At 59.0% G+C, this 18011-nt stretch carries 19 protein-coding genes; 8 read left to right on the top strand and 11 right to left on the bottom strand.

The window, feature by feature from the left end:
* The first annotated feature begins 228 nt into the window (after positions 1 to 228).
* Both AWB69_RS23940 and AWB69_RS23935 read left to right on the top strand, forming a co-directional pair.
* Positions 229 to 951: a hypothetical protein gene (locus AWB69_RS23940; RefSeq protein ID WP_062089304.1), complete on the top strand. Its 723-nt coding sequence runs from the start codon at positions 229 to 231 to the stop codon at positions 949 to 951.
* Between the two features lie 400 nt (positions 952 to 1351).
* The gene (locus AWB69_RS23935) at positions 1352 to 1816 is read left to right on the top strand and encodes a hypothetical protein (RefSeq protein WP_231937216.1); all 465 of its coding nucleotides are present in this window, start codon (positions 1352 to 1354) and stop codon (positions 1814 to 1816) included.
* 90 nt (positions 1817 to 1906) lie between these two features.
* On the opposite strand, the gene flhC is transcribed toward AWB69_RS23935, so the two are convergent.
* Both flhC and AWB69_RS23925 read right to left on the bottom strand, forming a co-directional pair.
* On the bottom strand, positions 1907 to 2569 hold the full coding sequence (gene flhC / locus AWB69_RS23930) for a flagellar transcriptional regulator FlhC (RefSeq protein WP_062089303.1): 663 nt from the start codon (positions 2567 to 2569) through the stop codon (positions 1907 to 1909).
* Positions 2570 to 2641: 72 nt separating this feature from the next.
* Positions 2642 to 2827 carry a hypothetical protein gene (locus AWB69_RS23925; RefSeq protein WP_062089302.1) on the bottom strand — a complete coding sequence of 62 codons (186 nt, stop codon included), beginning with the start codon at positions 2825 to 2827 and terminating at the stop codon, positions 2642 to 2644.
* 554 nt (positions 2828 to 3381) lie between these two features.
* On the opposite strand from AWB69_RS23925, the gene AWB69_RS23920 reads away from it, so the two are divergent.
* Positions 3382 to 3762 (top strand): hypothetical protein, encoded by a 381-nt coding sequence (locus tag AWB69_RS23920; RefSeq protein ID WP_062089301.1) that lies wholly within the window; start codon positions 3382 to 3384, stop codon positions 3760 to 3762.
* A 180-nt stretch (positions 3763 to 3942) separates the two neighbouring features.
* Here AWB69_RS23920 and AWB69_RS23915 read toward each other — a convergent pair whose 3' ends face one another.
* From AWB69_RS23915 to AWB69_RS23905, 4 genes are all read right to left on the bottom strand, one after another.
* On the bottom strand, positions 3943 to 4578 hold the full coding sequence (locus AWB69_RS23915; RefSeq protein WP_231937215.1) for a flagellar basal body L-ring protein FlgH: 636 nt from the start codon (positions 4576 to 4578) through the stop codon (positions 3943 to 3945).
* 183 nt (positions 4579 to 4761) lie between these two features.
* Positions 4762 to 4959 carry a DUF6726 family protein gene (locus tag AWB69_RS23910; protein ID WP_062089299.1) on the bottom strand — a complete coding sequence of 66 codons (198 nt, stop codon included), beginning with the start codon at positions 4957 to 4959 and terminating at the stop codon, positions 4762 to 4764.
* A gap of 18 nt (positions 4960 to 4977) precedes the next feature.
* On the bottom strand, positions 4978 to 5232 hold the full coding sequence (locus tag AWB69_RS47915; RefSeq protein ID WP_156528951.1) for a hypothetical protein: 255 nt from the start codon (positions 5230 to 5232) through the stop codon (positions 4978 to 4980).
* A 141-nt stretch (positions 5233 to 5373) separates the two neighbouring features.
* A complete protein-coding gene (locus AWB69_RS23905; RefSeq protein ID WP_062089298.1) occupies positions 5374 to 5955 on the bottom strand; it encodes a hypothetical protein in 582 nt (193 codons plus the stop codon).
* A 596-nt stretch (positions 5956 to 6551) separates the two neighbouring features.
* On the opposite strand from AWB69_RS23905, the gene AWB69_RS23900 reads away from it, so the two are divergent.
* Positions 6552 to 6812 (top strand): hypothetical protein, encoded by a 261-nt coding sequence (locus AWB69_RS23900; RefSeq protein ID WP_062089297.1) that lies wholly within the window; start codon positions 6552 to 6554, stop codon positions 6810 to 6812.
* A 384-nt stretch (positions 6813 to 7196) separates the two neighbouring features.
* Here the strand turns inward: AWB69_RS23900 and AWB69_RS47910 are convergent, their stop codons facing one another.
* Together AWB69_RS47910 and AWB69_RS23885 are read right to left on the bottom strand one after the other, a co-directional pair.
* Positions 7197 to 7631 carry a hypothetical protein gene (locus AWB69_RS47910; protein WP_231937214.1) on the bottom strand — a complete coding sequence of 145 codons (435 nt, stop codon included), beginning with the start codon at positions 7629 to 7631 and terminating at the stop codon, positions 7197 to 7199.
* Between the two features lie 568 nt (positions 7632 to 8199).
* Positions 8200 to 9441, bottom strand: coding sequence for an HD-GYP domain-containing protein (locus AWB69_RS23885; protein WP_062089294.1), 1242 nt, complete (start codon positions 9439 to 9441; stop codon positions 8200 to 8202).
* A 717-nt stretch (positions 9442 to 10158) separates the two neighbouring features.
* Here AWB69_RS23885 and AWB69_RS23880 point away from each other — a divergent pair.
* A complete protein-coding gene (locus AWB69_RS23880; RefSeq protein ID WP_062089293.1) occupies positions 10159 to 10713 on the top strand; it encodes a lysozyme inhibitor LprI family protein in 555 nt (184 codons plus the stop codon).
* Between the two features lie 143 nt (positions 10714 to 10856).
* On the opposite strand, the gene AWB69_RS23875 is transcribed toward AWB69_RS23880, so the two are convergent.
* Complete coding sequence (locus AWB69_RS23875) at positions 10857 to 11327, bottom strand: hypothetical protein (RefSeq protein WP_062089292.1); 471 nt, start codon at positions 11325 to 11327, stop codon at positions 10857 to 10859.
* 380 nt (positions 11328 to 11707) lie between these two features.
* On the opposite strand from AWB69_RS23875, the gene AWB69_RS23870 reads away from it, so the two are divergent.
* The 3 genes from AWB69_RS23870 to AWB69_RS23860 all read left to right on the top strand — a co-directional run bounded on the left by AWB69_RS23870 (position 11708) and on the right by AWB69_RS23860 (position 15377).
* Positions 11708 to 13084: an NfeD family protein gene (locus AWB69_RS23870; protein WP_062089330.1), complete on the top strand. Its 1377-nt coding sequence runs from the start codon at positions 11708 to 11710 to the stop codon at positions 13082 to 13084.
* On the top strand, positions 13084 to 13863 hold the full coding sequence (locus AWB69_RS23865; protein WP_062089291.1) for a slipin family protein: 780 nt from the start codon (positions 13084 to 13086) through the stop codon (positions 13861 to 13863). Before AWB69_RS23870 ends, AWB69_RS23865 begins: the two co-directional genes overlap by 1 nt.
* A 188-nt stretch (positions 13864 to 14051) precedes the next feature.
* Positions 14052 to 15377 carry a chloride channel protein gene (locus tag AWB69_RS23860; protein ID WP_062089290.1) on the top strand — a complete coding sequence of 442 codons (1326 nt, stop codon included), beginning with the start codon at positions 14052 to 14054 and terminating at the stop codon, positions 15375 to 15377.
* Positions 15378 to 15495: 118 nt separating this feature from the next.
* Here the strand turns inward: AWB69_RS23860 and AWB69_RS23855 are convergent, their stop codons facing one another.
* A complete protein-coding gene (locus AWB69_RS23855) occupies positions 15496 to 16755 on the bottom strand; it encodes an LVIVD repeat-containing protein (protein ID WP_062089289.1) in 1260 nt (419 codons plus the stop codon).
* Between the two features lie 136 nt (positions 16756 to 16891).
* Entirely contained in the window at positions 16892 to 17998 is a 1107-nt protein-coding gene (locus tag AWB69_RS23850) for a substrate-binding domain-containing protein (protein WP_062089288.1), read from the bottom strand.
* Positions 17999 to 18011: the final 13 nt, after the last annotated feature.

Genomic DNA, 18011 nt, shown 5'->3' with positions numbered 1-18011 from the left:
GGGCTTCCATGCGCGGTGTCGAATAGAGGCTCGGAATCAATGCGCTACGCGAGGTTTATCATGACCCATCACGGCAATCCAGAACCTGCCTGCTTTTCAACCCGGCTGCATGCGCCAGCAACGGCTCAATGCGATCGACCGCCTTCAGCAACACCAAGCAGAGTTGCGCTCGCCGGACAAACGGCGGGCATGTCATTCGACCCGCGTGCGTCAGCGGTCAACTAAGCCATGAAACCCCAACTGCTTGTCTGCGCGCTTGCGCTAGCTGCCGGAGTGCTGTCGCTCACTCCCTTTGTCACCGTTCACGCGGACCCGATCCCGCACGAAACGGGCGGCTCCAGGAGCAAGACCACCGATCAGAAAAGGCATCCTCGGGATTTGCCATTCGAGTTTCGCGGGATCCCTCTTGGCATAACGCTCGACGAATTCCAGGCAGGCGCGACCGTGAGGGCGACCCCGGTCGACAGCGTGCCGGTCTGCGAAACCGATGTAATCGCCGGCTCCCTTGGCATGAGTCTCAAGACGCGCGAAAGCCTGACGGTCGCCTGTCGCTGGGCACATCAAAGAGCCAATGGCTGGGCGCTCTCGCAGGCAGTAGTGGACGGCACGCCGGCGCAAGACCACATGCTGCGTTTCGCACGAGTCAACGGACAAACCGAGTTCCGGCTGTACGAGATGTCGTTTGTCATAGACGAAGGCACCGCGTCCGATTTGCGCCATGCCCTGGCCGACCGCTATGGTGCGCCCCGGGCTGTAGCCCATGCATCCGCATCCACATCGGCAGGCAATGCGCTGCCGGTCTATGAATGGGAAAACGCAGTGAGTTCGATCACCTTGCGATTCTTGCCGGCTACGCGCAACGCCACGCTCGTCTATCTGCTGAAAGCCCCCGACGCCTGGGTGAAATCCGTCGTACAGCAATGGAAGACCAGTAGCGTCGATGCCAGCTAAAGCACGTTGACCCAGCAAGCTGCGTGACTTTCCCAGCCTTGTGGAAAGGTTTGGCAAGAACCTGCGGGAGCCGTTTGTTGCTTGACGTTTCACCGTTTGCCGAAGTACGCGACCATGGCGTTTTCCCGACATCATCCACGATGTCAATACGCCGGCGCGTCAACATTTCATCATCAAGAGCGCAACAGGTCGAGTCAGCGTTACCGCAAGCGTGCGAGGTCCTCACGAATTGCGCCTGCTCGCCACGCGCCGAACAACGCAAACCAGGAGTAGCAGCCTCATGGGCATGACAGGCATCGTTAAACCAATGGGGCTACTCGCCTGCCGGGTTAAAAGGTCTCTGCCCATTGCCTCGCTCGTTTGTGCCGCGGTCGGCCCGTGCTTGTTATCCGGCTGCGCATTGACGGTCGTATCCGCTGTCGATGCAGCCGGGTCGGTCGTACAAGCCGGGATGAGCATTGCATCGAATCACTCGTCGCCTACCTTCGTCAATGGCGATCAGACATCGCTTCATACTGTCTGCATCGAGTGGAATTCCCTGGTCCCCGTTGGCGATTTTGTTCCGGCATTGCAATACGCGCTGCATAAACGCGGGGTGGAATCGACCGTCTACGGACCGGGGAACTCACCGCCCAATTGCGAAGCGACGCTCGTGTACAGCGCGGCTACCGATTGGGGGCATCGTACATTCACCGACGGATACACCGAGTACCTTTCCGCCATCAATCTCACCTTGTTCAAACACGGAAAGATAGTGGTGGCCGCCAGCTACGAGACAAGCGGCGCCAAGCTCGACCGCTTCGCAAGCACGACGACCAAGGTCACGGCACTTATCAACAAGATGGTGGTTGCAACGTCGGATTGACTGGAAGAATGAAGCGTTGACGCGGCCGGGGAAGCCGCAGACTCGTCACGAGTCCGGCAATACACGCCGGACCCGCATATCGATAATAGTTCAGGCAGCTTGTCCGTAAGACGCTTCCTGCCGCTCCGGCTTTACGTCGGCGCCGGATAGCGTTGAATTCATCTCGTCCATGACTTCGGGCTGGTCGGTGGTGCACTCGCCTGCGCCTTCGTCTTCGTCTTCCGTGATGCGCGAACCTGCCTTGGCGCTCTTGCCGGCCCGCGATGGCGGCTGACAACTGCCACATATCGCACTGTGTGCCGCGTCTTGCCTGCGCGTAACAAATTTGCCCGTGCAGGAACAGCATCGGGTCAACTGCAGGATGCCTGCATTGAAGAAACGCACGAGCGTCCAGGCGCGCGTGAAGCTCAACAGAACGTAGCTGTCGTGACGTTCGCAATGCTCGAGATAGAGCGTATAGCCCTTCGTCAATGCATCGAAATGCGAACAGCCCGCGAGATCCGTCAGAAATCTATAGATGTTGTAGAAGAGCGATGCGTGGATATTCGGCGCCCACGTCAGGAACCAGTCGACCGAAAACGGCAGCATGCCCTTCGGTGGAGACACGCCCTTCACCTCCTGATAAAGGCGGATCATGCGGTCCCGGGAAAGGTTGACCTCGCTTTCCAGCACCTGAATTCGCGCACCGAGTTCGATCAGGGCGGCTGCCCGCATCACGTCCTGAGCATCTTCAGCAATGCTTCTTTTCGTCATTGGCGTAATCCTCTTCTTATATGAACTGCTCGACTGCCGCATCGGCCAGCGCCATGCGGCTAAGCCAGGGATTCAGGCCCGGGAACCGCGCACATCCAGGAACGCCTCGGCGCTCACTGTCCGCGCTCTAGCCGGATTGTGCGTCATCAGGGTGCGGGCGACATCGACTACCCGATCTTCAGGCGCCCGAAGTCCAAGGAGGAAAAACATCACCAGAACCCCGGACATGAAACCAACTGCACCGCTGATCAGCAACATGCTCCCTCCGCAAATTTTACAGAGATCAAAAAATATCGTCGATGAACTGATCCATTGATCGTTTGACGAAGACGTTAGGGAGAAGCGACGCATTGTATTGCTAACGAGCTTCCCTGGATTGAATGATCCTCTTTTCCACTAAAGTAAATTGCATGGAAAAGACAAGGCTTTGCCCTAACGCTTACTGAATATTTCCTTAAGCTCCTTGCCGCTTATATCAGGTATACGTTTACCTCTTTTGCTCGAATAAACGCGGCGAAATTATTCATAATATTTAGAAAGGACTTGGCGAACGCACATGTTGCTCGGTGCTTCAGCATTAGCGAAAGTGCGCAATCATAAGCTTGCAAATGGGCAGGACAATGCGTGGGGCGAATGGATCGCAAGCAGGTATCGGCATCGATGCGCTTAAGGCTGCAAAAGCTTAGCCATGCTTGTCCACCGGTGATCGGGAGACGATCAGTACTGTTGCCCAGTTTGTCACCTGCCGAGGACGAGGTTGCGTTGTCATTTTTTACCCGACTTCCGAATTTTCGAAGTCCTACCCGATAATCATGAAACAACTTACCCAAACTCTCTTTCTCGCAAGCATCCTGGCCACCGGCGCCTGCAGCGCGTTCGCACAAAGTACTTTACCGTCCGGTCCGGACGACGGACACGCCGGCCGGGAAAGTTTCGCACAGGGCTTTGCCGTGATTAATGATCTCCAGCATTTGCAACGGCTATATGACCTGAACGGCCGGGAAAGCGAGATGAGGGAGATCTACCACGACGTGCTGCTAAAAACGCAGGTCCCTGCGATCCGGCAATACGTCTACGAAGCACTGGCGCGCAATCTGCTGCGCCCGGTCAACGTGGACGAGGCAATTACAACTATCCGCACGAGCCTGAATGAAGACCTGAGCACACTGGCGAAACATCGGTCCGCCCCGTGAAGCCCACGCCCTGAAAACGGGCACTGGACCGCTTGAAGCACCCGGTCAGACGGAGCAGAGTCTCGTCCGTCTGATGTGGATCAAGAGGTCGCTAGCGATTGCCCTTATGCCCTGTCAACGGCTAAGCCAGGAAGAAGAGCCGCTAGTCGCATGAAGCTCCAGGCCGCTATCCTTGCCGGATCAGAACGTCAGCACGCTAAGAAACATTCGCTGGAGCCAGCCTACTGTGGTTGAATCGGCAAGCAAACCGACACCCGCCTGTTCAATACGCGCGTTGGCAACCTTGCTGGACGACACATAGTTACCAACTTCAATGTCCTTGGGATTCACGATACCCGATAACCGCAGGCGATCGTGGTTCTGGTTCATCGCAATGATCTTGTCACCAGCAACCACGAGATTGCCGGTAGGCAGCGTCGCGATAACCGACACCGCCAGCGTGCCCGTCATCCCCGTGGTGTTGGTCAAGGCCCCCTGCCCACTGAACGTCGTGCTAGCGGACCCAATGTTGAATAGCTTGGCCAGCCGCGCCGCGGCGCCGCTCGACTTGTCGGCCGCTTCCGCGGTGATGTCGCTAGAACGGCTAGCTGACGCATTGCCGCTGTTGTTAGCCGAATAGGATTCGGCCAGCCGGATCGTCAATACGTCGCCCACATGTTGGGCGCGAGGTGTTTCGTATAAGGACAGCGCGCTGCCGCCCTGGAAGATCGCGCCGCCGGTTTCAATATTCAGCGGACTCGAGACCACGACGGGTGCGAACGTCGGCATGTCCACAATAGAATTCGAGCCGCCTGAGCATCCGGCTAACGAAGCCATACCACTAGCCACGATCACAAACTTTAGCGAGTTCATGGTTTTAATGATTCACCAGATAAAGGTTCTTGCCCACGCGCGGCATGATGCACGATGCACGATGCAATTAACCGCCCGCTTCTGGATTGCGGACCGGCCATTAAACCGACTCGCCGCTCGTCGTGCCGAGCGGCGAGTCGGTCATGGTCAATCGATCGCATCGGCGCATGTGTCAAACGGCGCGGCGGCCGCATGGCCCACGCCCGGTACGATCTTGAGCGTGGCCGACACCAGGCGGCACGGCAGCGCAGCCACCGCGCAGCCTTCCATCGGCAATATGACCACGCTCGCCACGAGGCATGCCACCAACCGCGCGTGGCTTTTGTAAGACTGCAAATTGAACATAGATGAGGCTGCTACCCTTTAGGCGCTGGTGTTGATGCGGGTGCCAATCAGGCCGTTCGAAGGCAACGCCGGGGGAGTTGCTTGCTCGACAGGTGACGACGGCAAATCGGTCTTGGCGCTATTACCACCCGCGCCGCCTGAGCTCCCGCCGGTCGGACGCATGGATGTCGGCGCAATACGTTCTGCAGGGATAGAGTTGTTAACATTCATGATCAAGCTCGCTTTCAATAAAGATGAAGGGATCGAGGCAGCCTCAAGGTAGACTTGACGCATGCCAGGTCGCTAGAACTCTCTTTCGACATTGAATGATCACCCGTAACGGCCCGTGTTGATTAATGAAAGATCACCGGTTTTTCTGGGCTCCTTACCAACACTTACCGCGGAGCGGTTGATGGTCAATCGACACCACGAGGCTTAGATCTTTACGTCGACTACCAGTCCGATCGGACTCCATCTAATGCCTTTAGTCTCTTCGCTCAAACCGTCCAGCACATCCGCTAACGACACCTCTCCCCCATCGCCGTCAGGTGCCACGTAGGATTGCAATGCATTGTCGAGCGTGCTGACAGCGCCGGCAATTGTGGTGCTGTCGGTTGAACTCTCATCGCTGCCGGAAGTAGAGCCAAGCAGGTCATCGAGCGGCCAGTCCCACGTGTCGGCTGAGCTATTGCGCTGTACCGCGGTAGATCGAACGGTCTTTGCAAGCTCTTCTATCGATGAGCCAAGATCGACATAAGCCGATGTCACCGGGTCCGTTGACGCGGCATCACCGTTTTGTTGAGCAGATGCATTGAGCCTGTGCTGCAGGACCAGCGCCTGATACAGCGCCACCAGGAATTGCATGCCCGCGCTTTTGTTCGCTTCACCCCGCGTCAGGGAGTCGGCCGTGCCGGAGTTGTCGGAAAAGGAGTCCGTGCCTGCGAAACTGGTCGTGGCCGATGCAAACCCGCTCGGGTCGATCCCCATGCGCTGCAACGTGAGCTTGAGTGCCTCCATCAAGGCATCTCCGCTTCCTCCTGACGTTGTCGTGGTCGTCCGCTTAGGAAGCGTGCTGCTCTGCGTATTGGTCGACGGTTTTGCCGTGCTATTGGGCAAATCCGAGTATGAAATTGACATGCTGGAATCGAGTGCCATGGTGCCTCTTGATTGGTTGTTCCCGTGATGCCGAATCGGCTGCGTCGATCAGGTTCGCAGTGCTGCCTATACTGAATGGCGAGTGCACGGATTCATTCGCCCAGACGCCATATCGACCCATCAGGCACTAATCTGTAGCGTTGGAAAGACGGCGTAAGAGGCTCAACTGGCTAGCAAGCCAAGGGGCTTATGGACTAAGCCGCACCGTCTCGACGATGAAAGACCGGGTAATGCACACTTTGCTCAGCGCTTGGTCATCAGCTTGTAGAGGACAAAAATTTCATGGTTCTTTTGGCTATTGAAAATGTCTTATGTGAGTGATCGATCCAGCCGCTGATCACCCATCCATCTGGTGCCGTGATTTCCTCGAGCCCACTCTCTTACCGGGTCTTTCGTAGCCTAAGGTTGTTCGCATAGCTGACGTTATCACTGGGTATTGAACGTACTTGGAGAATGAAATGAATTTTTCTACGACAGGCGAGATTGCTTGCAAGGTGCGCATCAACCCCATCATGCTGGTTAGCGGCCATGGCGTGTCAAGCCGTGCGATCCGGTATCGCGGCAAACATACGCTGCGTGCAGTATTGGGATTCCTGGACAGTCAGCGCGAGGTTCGTGCGCTGGTCTTCAGCCACACGTCCGACGGGGAAATGTTATGGGTCGACATCCAGAGCGGGGAGTTAAGGAGCTTTGAGGAGTGGCGATTCGAAGCGGCATGACTGCCGCCGCATGAAGCCGGGTTCCCGCGATCAGCGGGGGCACCACGCCTATGTAATGAACACGATCCGGTCTTCCGACTTCGAACCGCATTCCACGAAATAGGCGGTACGTGCGGCCCTTACGTCGAGCAGGACGCGTTCAATGCCTTCAACACCAGGGCTTTCATGCAAATGGGTTTTGACAATAACATTTGGACTTGGCCTGGCTAACGCGTCATGCCGGATTTCCACGAGATACCTGATAGCCTCTCGCTGGTTCATGAAATACAAAATCATTAACAACATGTCCTTGCCGCAGTTGAAGCAGCGCTAATCGACGCTACTTCCCGTCGCATGCGCAAGCAGTGCAGGAGACGGGAAACGCAGGCAGATTTTGGCGCCCTGTTACCGGGCGGAGATTTCACCCGACATGACATCGATCCAGACGGGGCCCTCTTCGGCCTGGTGGCTATAGACAAGTGCGCGCACCCGAGGCCCCGCTACTCTCAGGAAGCGCAGTACGTCGCTACGACGTTGCTTGCCGCGACAAGGCACACGACGGATCCATTGATCGCACTCCATCAGCAATACAACGTCATTGCATTTGAGAAGCCGATCGATCATGGTGCCGCTGACTTCTTCCGGGAGCCCGGCCAATGTCGTTCGCTGCGCGACAGGTAAAACGCCGTCAGCCGGTAATGAGTCAGCCGGTTCAGGCAACGAGAGGAAGAGCGTGACCTCCCCCAACTCCCGGTTGCCACGCAGAATGGCGTGCCGCGCGCTTGCCGCATGCCGGCGAGCAATGTCGCGAACGCTTGCGCGCTTCATATCGTGAGTCATTTACACCCGACCGCACATACGATGGCCGAGACACCCGCCACTGCACCAACGATTCCGCCAAGCGCAAACGTTTCTACCGAATTGGCACAGGCTTGAAGATTGAGTATGCAAAAGAGCATTGCGATGTAAAGGCAGCGCCGCAAGATTTTTCTCCCTCGAACGTCGTGACTGCGGTTGGGACCGGCTGAGATTCCGCGGTGCCTGACGCAGCTTCCCGTAGTAGACCTGATATGCGATTGAAGGAGCCAATACAGCGGAACCCCATGCACGCGTAGAGAGATTAGAGCGCTTTGAGGAGGAGCATTTGGACAATTACGGGCGGTAGATGCCATCTGCTTACCAGACATTACCTTGCCGGCAAGGCGAACGCGGCCAGGCCGCCAGCGCTCGTTTCGCGCCCCGCACGTGTCAGATCTCGTGTGTGCTTCAACGCCTTAGAGGCATGAAGTTTTGGCTGTGCAGGATCACGCTGAAATTGCCGCGACTCACTCATATGCTTGAGTAACCCGGGGCAGTCCGGGAACATTCGCGAGGATCATGCAATGGGTCACGACTCGCCCTGCGTGGCTTACGCGAAGGGTCCGGTCTGATTTAACCAAAGGTCGTTTAGTTGCGGCAGGTTCCACTGCCTGGGGTCTTCAATAGCCACTATCCGGTCCGCGCCTTTGAGTTTCTTCAGGTCTACTATGGCTGGAAAAACAGGTTGATTCGATTTGCAGGAGAAGAACGTCTTGACGATCGGCATCAGAATGGAACCGTTGCTCTGGTCGATCACCACGGCAAGGAAGCCGGATTCCAGCCTGACCAGCGCACCCACAGGATAGATGCCGATCATATTGATGAATGCGGCGAGAATGGCCTTGTCGAACTGCCCATCCCATGACGCCATGCTGCGAAGCGCGTGGGTAGGATGCCAGGATGATTTATAGGGCCGCTCGGATGTAACGGCGTCGTACACGTCGCAGACCGCGCCCATCCGGGCAAGCAGAGGAATGGCCTTGTCCTTGAGTCCATGCGGATACCCGCCGCCATTGACCTTTTCGTGGTGGTGCAGCGCGACCTCCAGCACCCCGGCACTGACATCGGCGGACTGCAGCATTTGCCAGCCGTCGAACGAGTGTTTCTTGGCGACCTCGAACTCCTCCACACTCAGTTTCCCGGGCTTGTTAAGCACGGCGAGCGGCATCAGCGCCTTGCCGAGGTCATGCAACAACCCGGCCGTACCGGCCTCCAGGACGCCCTGCTCGTCAAGACCGAGTTCGCGCGCGAGTGCGGACATCAGCGCGCACACGGCGACGGAATGCATATACGTGTAGCCGTCGTGGTGCTTGAGGCGCGCCACGCTGGTCAACGCGTACGGGTTGCGCATGACCGATGCCGCAATGCTCTGGACCAGCGGCATCATGCTTTCTCCCGACACCGCTCTTCCCATGCGGGCTTGCTGAAACACCACCTTCATTTCATTGGACGCCGACTCGAACAGACGCCTTGCGTGTCCGATTTCCTCGCTGACCGGTCTTCTCGGCAGTTGTGTCCGTGTTGTGACAAGCAGATGACCGCCCTCGGTCTGCGGGGCAGTGCTGCCTGCATCGAACAGGGCATTCGACTCGACCGTGGAGTCGTCAGCGCACTCCAGGCCTCGGTCCGTATCGATCACAATCGATGCAATTCCGCTGGCGACGATCTTTTCGATATCGATAGCGGTGAGCAAAAACGAGTTCTTCCAGAACGGGTGATCGAGCCAGCGCCGATCCAGACTGTGCAGGAACATGCCAGGACGCAATGATGACGCTGCGACCGTTTTCAACATAAGCCAACTCCGATGAGCCATGTTTTGGAACTAGTGGGGAGAAGCGACGCTACCGTCAGCTTCGGCCCACACTCACGCGCTCCACCAATGCACTGATCAGATCCTTTGATTTTTCCCACCCGGCAGCTTGCTTGCCCCAAGCAAACGGTTGCGACCGTCAGGTTCAATCCGGGGCATTGGCCTTGAGCGCCGTACCCTTGATAATAATGACACTCAGCGGGCTCCCCTTCATGCTCGGGAACCTCCGTTGCATTGTCAGCGCAGAGGCTTGCCGCACATGCCTGATAACCGCCAAACTTGTCTTTCGGCACGTAATGATCGCGCGTAACGGCATGTGATCATCAGAGAATGACCGCAATATTTCCCGGACTCCTTACCTGAGCTTACAGCCCGTTGAATATAGGCGGCGAGCCTTTATTCCTGCTGACCAGCCAGCGGCCAGCGGCCAGGCAACACCGTAAGCTTGGAGTAAAACCTTCAAGCAGCGCTGGTCGGACCCTCCTTCAATCCTTTAGCCGTCGGCGTACTTGCGTGCTAGCGTAACTCACGGAGCTTGAAAAAAACCACATTGATCAGTTGTTTACGCGCTCTTTGAACAACAGCACGGCCAATCGGGAATATTTGGTAAGCACTGACCGAACCCCAGTTCTTTTCCTTGCATTCCAGAGATCGAATCCAGTCGAGTATGGGTAAAAGACCATTCTTACAGCGATAGCGATGACCCCCTTCAAGACCACCCTGATCTCCCTGGTTCTAATGAGCAGTCCCCTCGCGGCCCACGCCGCCAGCTTCGATTGCAACCTTGGCCGCTCAGCGACTGAACAGATGATCTGCCACGACCCGGATTTATCGAAGCTAGACGACGAACTCGGAAAGCTCTATTGGAAAGCGCGCCGCGCAGTGACGGATAAACGTTCATTCCGTGCCGACAGCGACGCCAAATGGATGTGGCGCGAAACGCATTGCGCGGACCAAGCGTGCCTCACGACGTGGTATTCCGGCCGTATCGGAGAACTTCAGCAACTGGTCGATGACCTGCAATCCATCTCGAGGCCCTCGCCCGTTCGGCCCGCCCCTGAGCGTGCGTTGCAGGAGCCCGCGATTGCAATAGGTCAATGCACCGTTGCGCAGCCGGGCATGGTCTCGCTCGATAACTGCAGGTCGCTGATCAAATCCAATATGCGCTGGAAATACGACGTGCATGGAGGCGACTGGTTCTGCGGAGTCGCTGTGCTGGATGAATCGAAATTGCCTACGGTCACGCTGCAATGAGCGGCCGGGCTTCCGTCCGGCTTTACGTCCGGCTTTGACCTGGCGGCGGGCAATGGGTCTCCCGGCCGCCGCGTGTCAGCCGGGCTTGTCATGTAAAAATTTCAATACTCGCAGGAGTTAATCCCGTCAATCCAGGCTTCCGCCTAGCGCCGCTGGGCTCCCCAGACCCCGTGCATGCCACCGGCAAATCGCGAAGGTCCCCCATGAAAACCGGACCCCAGCGGCGCGCCGACGTGCACATGGCCCATTTGATGAAAATGGTCGGTGTGGAAATGGTGATGGAAGCGATCGACGAAGATAAAGCTCACACCCGCACCAATGAAAAGCGGCGGCCCCCAATACCATGGATCCGGATACGGGTAGTACCCGACCGGGTACATAAGAACGCTGTCGTCAGGGCTCTCGACGATCTGCCACGTCCCATCGCTCTGCAGACACGCCCGCTCCACGACCTGCTGCGTCGAGCCATCAACATCCGCCTGCCCCAATACGGCGCGGCAAGGGGCTCCAGAGTCACCGTCCGCACCAACGGCGTCGTCGTACGCTTGTGCAAACACGGGAGCCGCAAAACTCATGGTGGCTAGCACTATTCCCAACCGAAGTAACTGGCGCATCATCGTCTCCTGCCCGGGCCCCAAGCGTATCCGTGCCAACAAGCAACGTTCCGCGCGCTCGCGCCGCTTGGGCAGTACTACGTGGATTAAACGATTGAAGCCCTGAAAATATTCCGGCGGCGCACGCAACGAGCCGCAAGCGGCCTGGCGCGGCTTTATCGTGGAAATCCTTAGAGCGGCCGAACTTGGTATGCGCTTAATTTGGCATAAGCTTAATGTCAGGCAACCCTCGTTGAGCCGGCGTCATCCTGTTCGCAAACGCCGCTCTTATCGTGATGGAACGCTATCCGTCCCGCTTGTTTCACCCGGATGCCGTGCACGCGCTTTCCGGCACAGCGGGCCTCCTGTTGCGCAAAGCTGCCGCCTTTTTCGCGGGGCTGATGCTCTGCGGCGCAGCGGCCGCCAGCCCGGTCGTCGTGGTCATTCCGCTTGACGGTGCGGTCGGTCCGGCAAGCGCCGACTTCGTCGTTCGCGCGCTTACCCGTGCGGCGGAGCAACGCGCTCAACTGGCCGTGCTCGAGATCGACACGCCCGGCGGGCTCGACCAGTCGATGCGCTCGATCATCAAGGCCATTCTCGCTTCGCCCGTTCCCGTTGCAGCGTTCATTGCTCCGGGGGGCGCGCGAGCGGCCAGCGCGGGCACCTATATTGTCTATGCAAGCCATATTGCGGCCATGGCGCCCGGCACCAACCTCGGTGCCGCCACACCCATTCGTATCGCCGCGGGCGGCTCCACAGAGCCTGAACCAGGCCCGGCCAAGACAGACCAGGGCACATCAGCGGCCGCCGGCTTGAATCCGGTATCCACCGAGACCACCAAGCAAGTGCAGGACGCGGCGGCCTACATACGCGGCCTCGCGCAGCTGCGCGGCCGCAATGTGCAGTGGGCGGAACGCGCCGTGCGCGAAGCAGTCAGCCTGTCGGCCAGCGAAGCGCTCGCGCAGAACGTGATCGACCTGAACGCATCCGACGTGCCCGACCTGCTCGCGAAACTCAACGGCCGGCATGTGCGCACGATCGCGGGCGATCGTGTGCTTGCTACGTCCGGCGCAGTCGTAGTGACGATCGCACCCGACTGGCGCAGCCGCTTTCTTGCGACCATCACCGACCCAAGCGTCGCACTCATTCTCATCACGCTCGGCATGTACGGACTCTTCTTCGAGTTCGCGAATCCCGGCCTCGCATTACCCGGTGTTGCCGGCGCGATCAGCATGATGCTGGGCCTGTTTGCATTGCAACTGCTGCCCGTCGACTTTGCCGGACTGGGGTTGGTCCTTCTCGGCATCGCCTTTCTCGTCGCGGAGATTTTCTTGCCCACGTTCGGCACCCTCGGCTTCGGCGGCATTGTCGCGTTTGCGATGGGCGCGCTCATGCTGTTTCGCACCGATACCCCCGGCTACGGCATTCCGGTACCGCTCGTGATCGGCCTGACCCTCGCCACCGCGCTGTTCGTGTTCGTCGTCTCGAGCATCGCGTTGCGGGCACGCCGGCGGCCGGTGGTGAGCGGCTCGGAAGCGCTGCTTGGCAGCATTGGCGAGATGCTGGAGGACGTGGCGCCAAGCGACAGCGGCTGGGCTCGCGTGCATGGTGAGCGGTGGCGTGTGCGCTACCAGGAAGACAACCCAGACCATGGAGACGACGCAGACTACACAGCCCCTGCATTGCTCGCACGCGGGGAGCGGGTGCGAGTGCTTGGGCGTCATGGACTCACGCTGAGCGTGGCGCGGCTGGACGACGTAAAACAAGGAGAAAAATGATGGTCGGATTCACGTTTGGCTTTAGCGGCGTCTTGCTGGCGCTGGTCGTCCTCATCCTGTTCTCGGCAATACGGATCTTTCGCGAATACGAGCGCGGCGTGGTCTTCATGCTTGGCCGCTTCTGGAAGGTCAAGGGCCCCGGTCTTGTCCTCATCATTCCGGCGGTGCAGCAAGTGGTGAGAATGGACCTGCGCACCGTGGTCTTCGACGTCCCGCCGCAAGACGTGATCACTCGCGACAACGTGTCCGTGAAGGTGAACGCGGTGGTCTACTTTCGCGTGGTCGATCCTGAGAAGGCCGTCATCCAGGTGGCCCGTTTCTTCGAAGCAACCAGCCAGTTGTCACAGACAACCCTGCGCGCGATTCTCGGCAAGCATGAACTCGACGAACTGCTGGCGGAGCGCGAACGTCTGAACATGGACATTCAAAAGGTGCTCGATGCGCAGACCGATGCATGGGGCATCAAGGTGTCGAATGTCGAGATCAAGGACGTCGACCTGAACGAAACCATGGTGCGCGCGATTGCCCGCCAGGCTGAAGCCGAGCGCGAGCGGCGCGCGAAGATCATTCATGCGGAAGGCGAGCTGCAGGCATCGGAAAAGCTGCTGCAGGCGGCGCAAATGCTCGCTCAAGCGCCGCAAGCCATGCAACTGCGCTATCTGCAGACACTGACGACCATAGCGGGCGACAAGAACTCGACCATTGTTTTCCCCATGCCGATCGATCTGATCAGTTCGCTGCTTGAACGGCTAAAGGGGCCCGCGCAAAGCGGGTCGTAACCCTTGGCTGGATCACGGGAATCATGCGGTAAGCACATTAATTAATAAAATAAATGAATTTGACGCCTGATTCCTCAAGCGATAGATTCGGGTTCACGCTAATTGCGGTTTTTAACTATGCTTAGCCGACGAGCACAAGGATGCTCAGCCGGATGCCCCTTTCATTTTCATATCACTGACATTCGTCGATGCTCGCTCAATCACCCCGCCCGCGCGTTCCCGGCAGCCCACTCATCAGGTTCGCGGTGGTCACCGTTCTTACCGGGATCGGCGCCGGCTTGGGCGGCATGACGCTGGCCTTGCTCCTGCATTTTCTCCAGCATGTCGCGTACGGCTACAGCATCACGCATCTGATCGGGAACGAGAGTTTCTATGAGGGTGTCGAGACTGCAACCGCTGGCCGCCGGATCGCCGTACTCGGGCTCTGCGGTCTCATTGCAGGCTGCGGCTGGTTCGTCATCTATCGTTATGGGCGGCCACTGGTCAGCATCAAGAAAGCGGTTGCATCCGACGACCCGCGCATGCCTCCCGTCACCACGACCGCGCATGCGGTGCTCCAGATCATTACCGTTGCGCTTGGCTCGCCGCTCGGCCGCGAAGTCGCGCCTCGCGAGATTGGCTCGCTGCTTGCAGGGTGGCTGGCGCATTACGCCGGGCTCACCGTCGAGCAAACCCGCCTGATGGTGGCCTGTGGCGCAGGCGCCGGTCTTGCCGCCGTGTACAACGTTCCGTTTGGCGGAGCGATCTTTGTACTGGAAGTATTGCTGCGGTCGTTCGAGATGCGCGTCGTGATTCCCGCGCTGGTCACTTCGGTCATCGCGGCCGTGGTCGCGTGGCTTGGCCTTGGCGATGCATCGCAATACGTCGTGCCGCACTTCGGGCTGAGCGCAAACCTTGTGACGTGGTCCATTGTCACCGGTCCCCTATTCGGCGTGGCCGCGTTCGCGTTTGTCCAGTTGACGACAACGGCCCGCGCGGGAGCACCGAAAGCATGGGCGCTACCGCTTCTCTCGCTCGTCAACTTCCTGATCATCGGCTTGCTTGCGGTGTGGTTTCCGCAGATCCTCGGCAATGGCAAGACACCTGCGCAACTGGGCTTCAGCAGTGAGTTGACCATTGGCCTTGCAGCAACGCTGTTGATCATCAAGGTAGCCATCACCACCAGCAGCCTGCGCGCGGGTGCCCAGGGCGGCTTGCTCACCCCCGGCATGTCTAACGGCGCGCTGCTGGCCATTGTGCTGGGCGGCATCTGGACGTTGATGTGGCCAGGTACGCCCATGGGTGCTTTCGCGATTGTCGGGGCCACCGCCTTTCTCGCTTCATCGATGAAAATGCCGATCACCGCGCTCGTCCTCATGGTCGAATTCACACGCGTCGATCACGACTTCCTCGTGCCCATGCTGTGCGCGGTAGCCGGATCAATTGCGATCAACCGCTTGCTTGAAGTCCGGATGCAAGCCAGCGCGCGAGCTTCCAGGCCCGCGGCCGAGATCAAGGGCGCCGCCATATCGTGAGGTTGAGGGGTTCACTCCTCGCCAAACCCGCGCGAGCAACTCCGTCAGGTGCATCGCCTGACGGCGCGCGCCGATCCGTTCAAGCAGCGTGATGTCCTGCGTATTCCCCTTCATCGGCCTAGCGCTGAAATTCAAGAATGTAGAGACCACCGTTGTAGTCGGTTGAATACACCAGTCCTTCTGCATCGACGAATACATCGGAGGACTGGATAACCTTAGGCCGGTTCGGACGATGATCCATCAAACCCGCTGGCTGCGGCGGCACAAACGCCCCGACCTCAACCGGCCGGTACGGATCGCCGATGTCAAATACCCGCACGCCCGCATTCTGATAGGTCGCGAAGATCAGCCGGGAACTGACGAGGCTGCCCGGCCGATTCTCATGCAGGTTATGCGGACCGAAATGACCGGGCTTCTGCCGGTACTCGATCTCATGAGGCGATGGAAACGTCGAAATGCTGACTGGATTGGACGGCTCGCGGACATCGAACAGCCAGATGAATTTCTCGCCGTCCTCCTGATGGTCGAGCACTGCCTCGTCGAGCACGACCAGCAGATCGCGGTCGGGCAGAGGGAGGCAGTTGTGCGTTCCGCCACCGAACGGCGGCGACCAGTTACGGTGCGTGATCAGCTTCGGCGCGCTGCGATCGGCCACGTCGAGCATGACCAGTCCGGCGTCGCGCCATGCGCAATAGGCCGTGTCGCCGTGAACAATCGGATGATGCAGACCGTAGCGCCGCGCCGCCGGCCACAGTGGCATTTCATCGGCGGCAACATGCATGCCCGCTAGCCAGAAACGCCCCGCTTCGCGCGGATGGCACGGGTCGGACATATCGATCGTGATGAAGATGTAGTCTGAAAAACCGTCGAGCAGCGCAGACGCATACGCCCAACGGCCGCCTGTGTACCAGACCCGGTGAATACCGCCGCCCTCTACTGGCATGAAGCCGATCTCACGCGGCGCGTCACCCTTCGAGATGTCGTACACAGCCAGCCCCGCCCGCCAGTTGCGCTCGCCCGACGAGCGTTGCGCGGTGCCGACCTTTTTGCCGAGCGCGCCAGCGTAATACGCACGTTCGTCCTGGAACTCAGTGGCCGCGAACATGTCCTTAGCGTTGATGACGAGCAGCAGGTCGTCATGCGTCTGCAAGTGGATGTTCCATGTGTTCGGCGGCGCGGGCACGTAAGCCACCGCGGCGGGACGACGGGGGTCGCGCACATCCACGACACTGAAACCCTTCGAGAACATATGGCCGATATAGGCGTAACCGCGATGCACCATCAGTTGCACGCCGTCGGCGCGGCCTCCCTGATCGCTGTGGCCAATCAAGCGCATGTTGCGGGAAAAATCAGGAACGGGTAATTGAATGTCAGTCATGGCGGGAACATGGGTCCAGGAATTCTGTTGCCTTCGATCTCCCGTGCCGATGCACGCACCGGGCAGTGGGAGTTTTCAATAATACGGAGTACCGATCATAAGATCGGGATCATCGCAAAGATATGAACGACCTCGGTTATTTCACGCCCCAGATGCGTCGATACACATCGCGATAATGATTGTCCGGGTCATAGCGGTTCATCTTCCCGCTGTCGTACGCAATATCGGTTGCCGTCACCAGATGCACCGGCGCCGTGTAGCCGCTCACCGGCGCCCCGGCAAACGCGCGGTTCAGTTCGTCCACCGCCTGCCAGCCATGCAGCGACACCGGCTCGGCTACCGTCGCCGCCTGATAGTCGCCGGTGCGGATACGCTGGAACGCCGACTCGCTGCCATTGCCCGCCGATACCCCAAGCAGCGGCCCGGAACCCTTGTAGCCGGCTTGCTGCAGCGCGGGAGACATGAAATCGAACGGCAGGTCGTTGATAGCCAGCGCCCACGTCCACTTCGCGCCGTAGCGCTGCAGCATGGTCGAGGTAAGTTGTGGAATGCGCGTTGCTGTGTCCGATAGCGGCGTGTCCTCTATCTTCAGCAACTGGCAACCGGTGCACTGCTTGACCAGATCCGCCATTGCGCTGGATTTGGCCGTTGCGATCTCGTAGGTGGAGTCCGTGAAGATAACCACGCCCGCCTTGCCGTTCGACTGCGCGATCACATACATCACCGCAGCCTTCGCCACGTCGAGCGGGTCTGTCGCGAGGTTGGTGACGAACCCTTCCCGCAAAGCGGGGCCGGGCTTCGGCAGCGAATGCCAGCCTACAACCTTGATACCGCTCGCAACGGCCTGATGGATCAACGAAGCCTGCTCCCTCGCGTCAACGCTGCCGAGCACGATGCCGTCGGGCTTGAGTGCAATGGCCTGGTTCATTGCGGCCGAACGTCCGGAGATGGACCCCTGGCCATCGATCAGGCGAAAGTTCCAGCCGATTGCACCCGCCGCTTCCTTGACGCCTTCCGCTACGCCGCGCGGCCCGCTGTCGCGTTGATCCGCCGATACGAACACGATTGTCTTTCCATGCTGTGCGGCGGGTCCGGTGGTCGGTCCGCTCCACGGTTGACCCGACTTCGTCGCCTGCGCGGTGTAGGCCTTCGCAACGGCCAGAAACGTGTCGTCAGCGCGTGCGCTCAATGCGCAAGCTGCGGCCAGCGCGGCACAAAGGGGGATGATCAGACGCTGCTTCATGGTGTCTCCTGTT

The organism is Caballeronia udeis (assembly GCF_001544555.2).
Classification (GTDB): Bacteria; Pseudomonadota; Gammaproteobacteria; order Burkholderiales; family Burkholderiaceae; genus Caballeronia; species Caballeronia udeis.
Note: the sequence above shows the minus strand (reverse complement) of the source record. Positions and strands in the feature narration are given on the sequence as shown.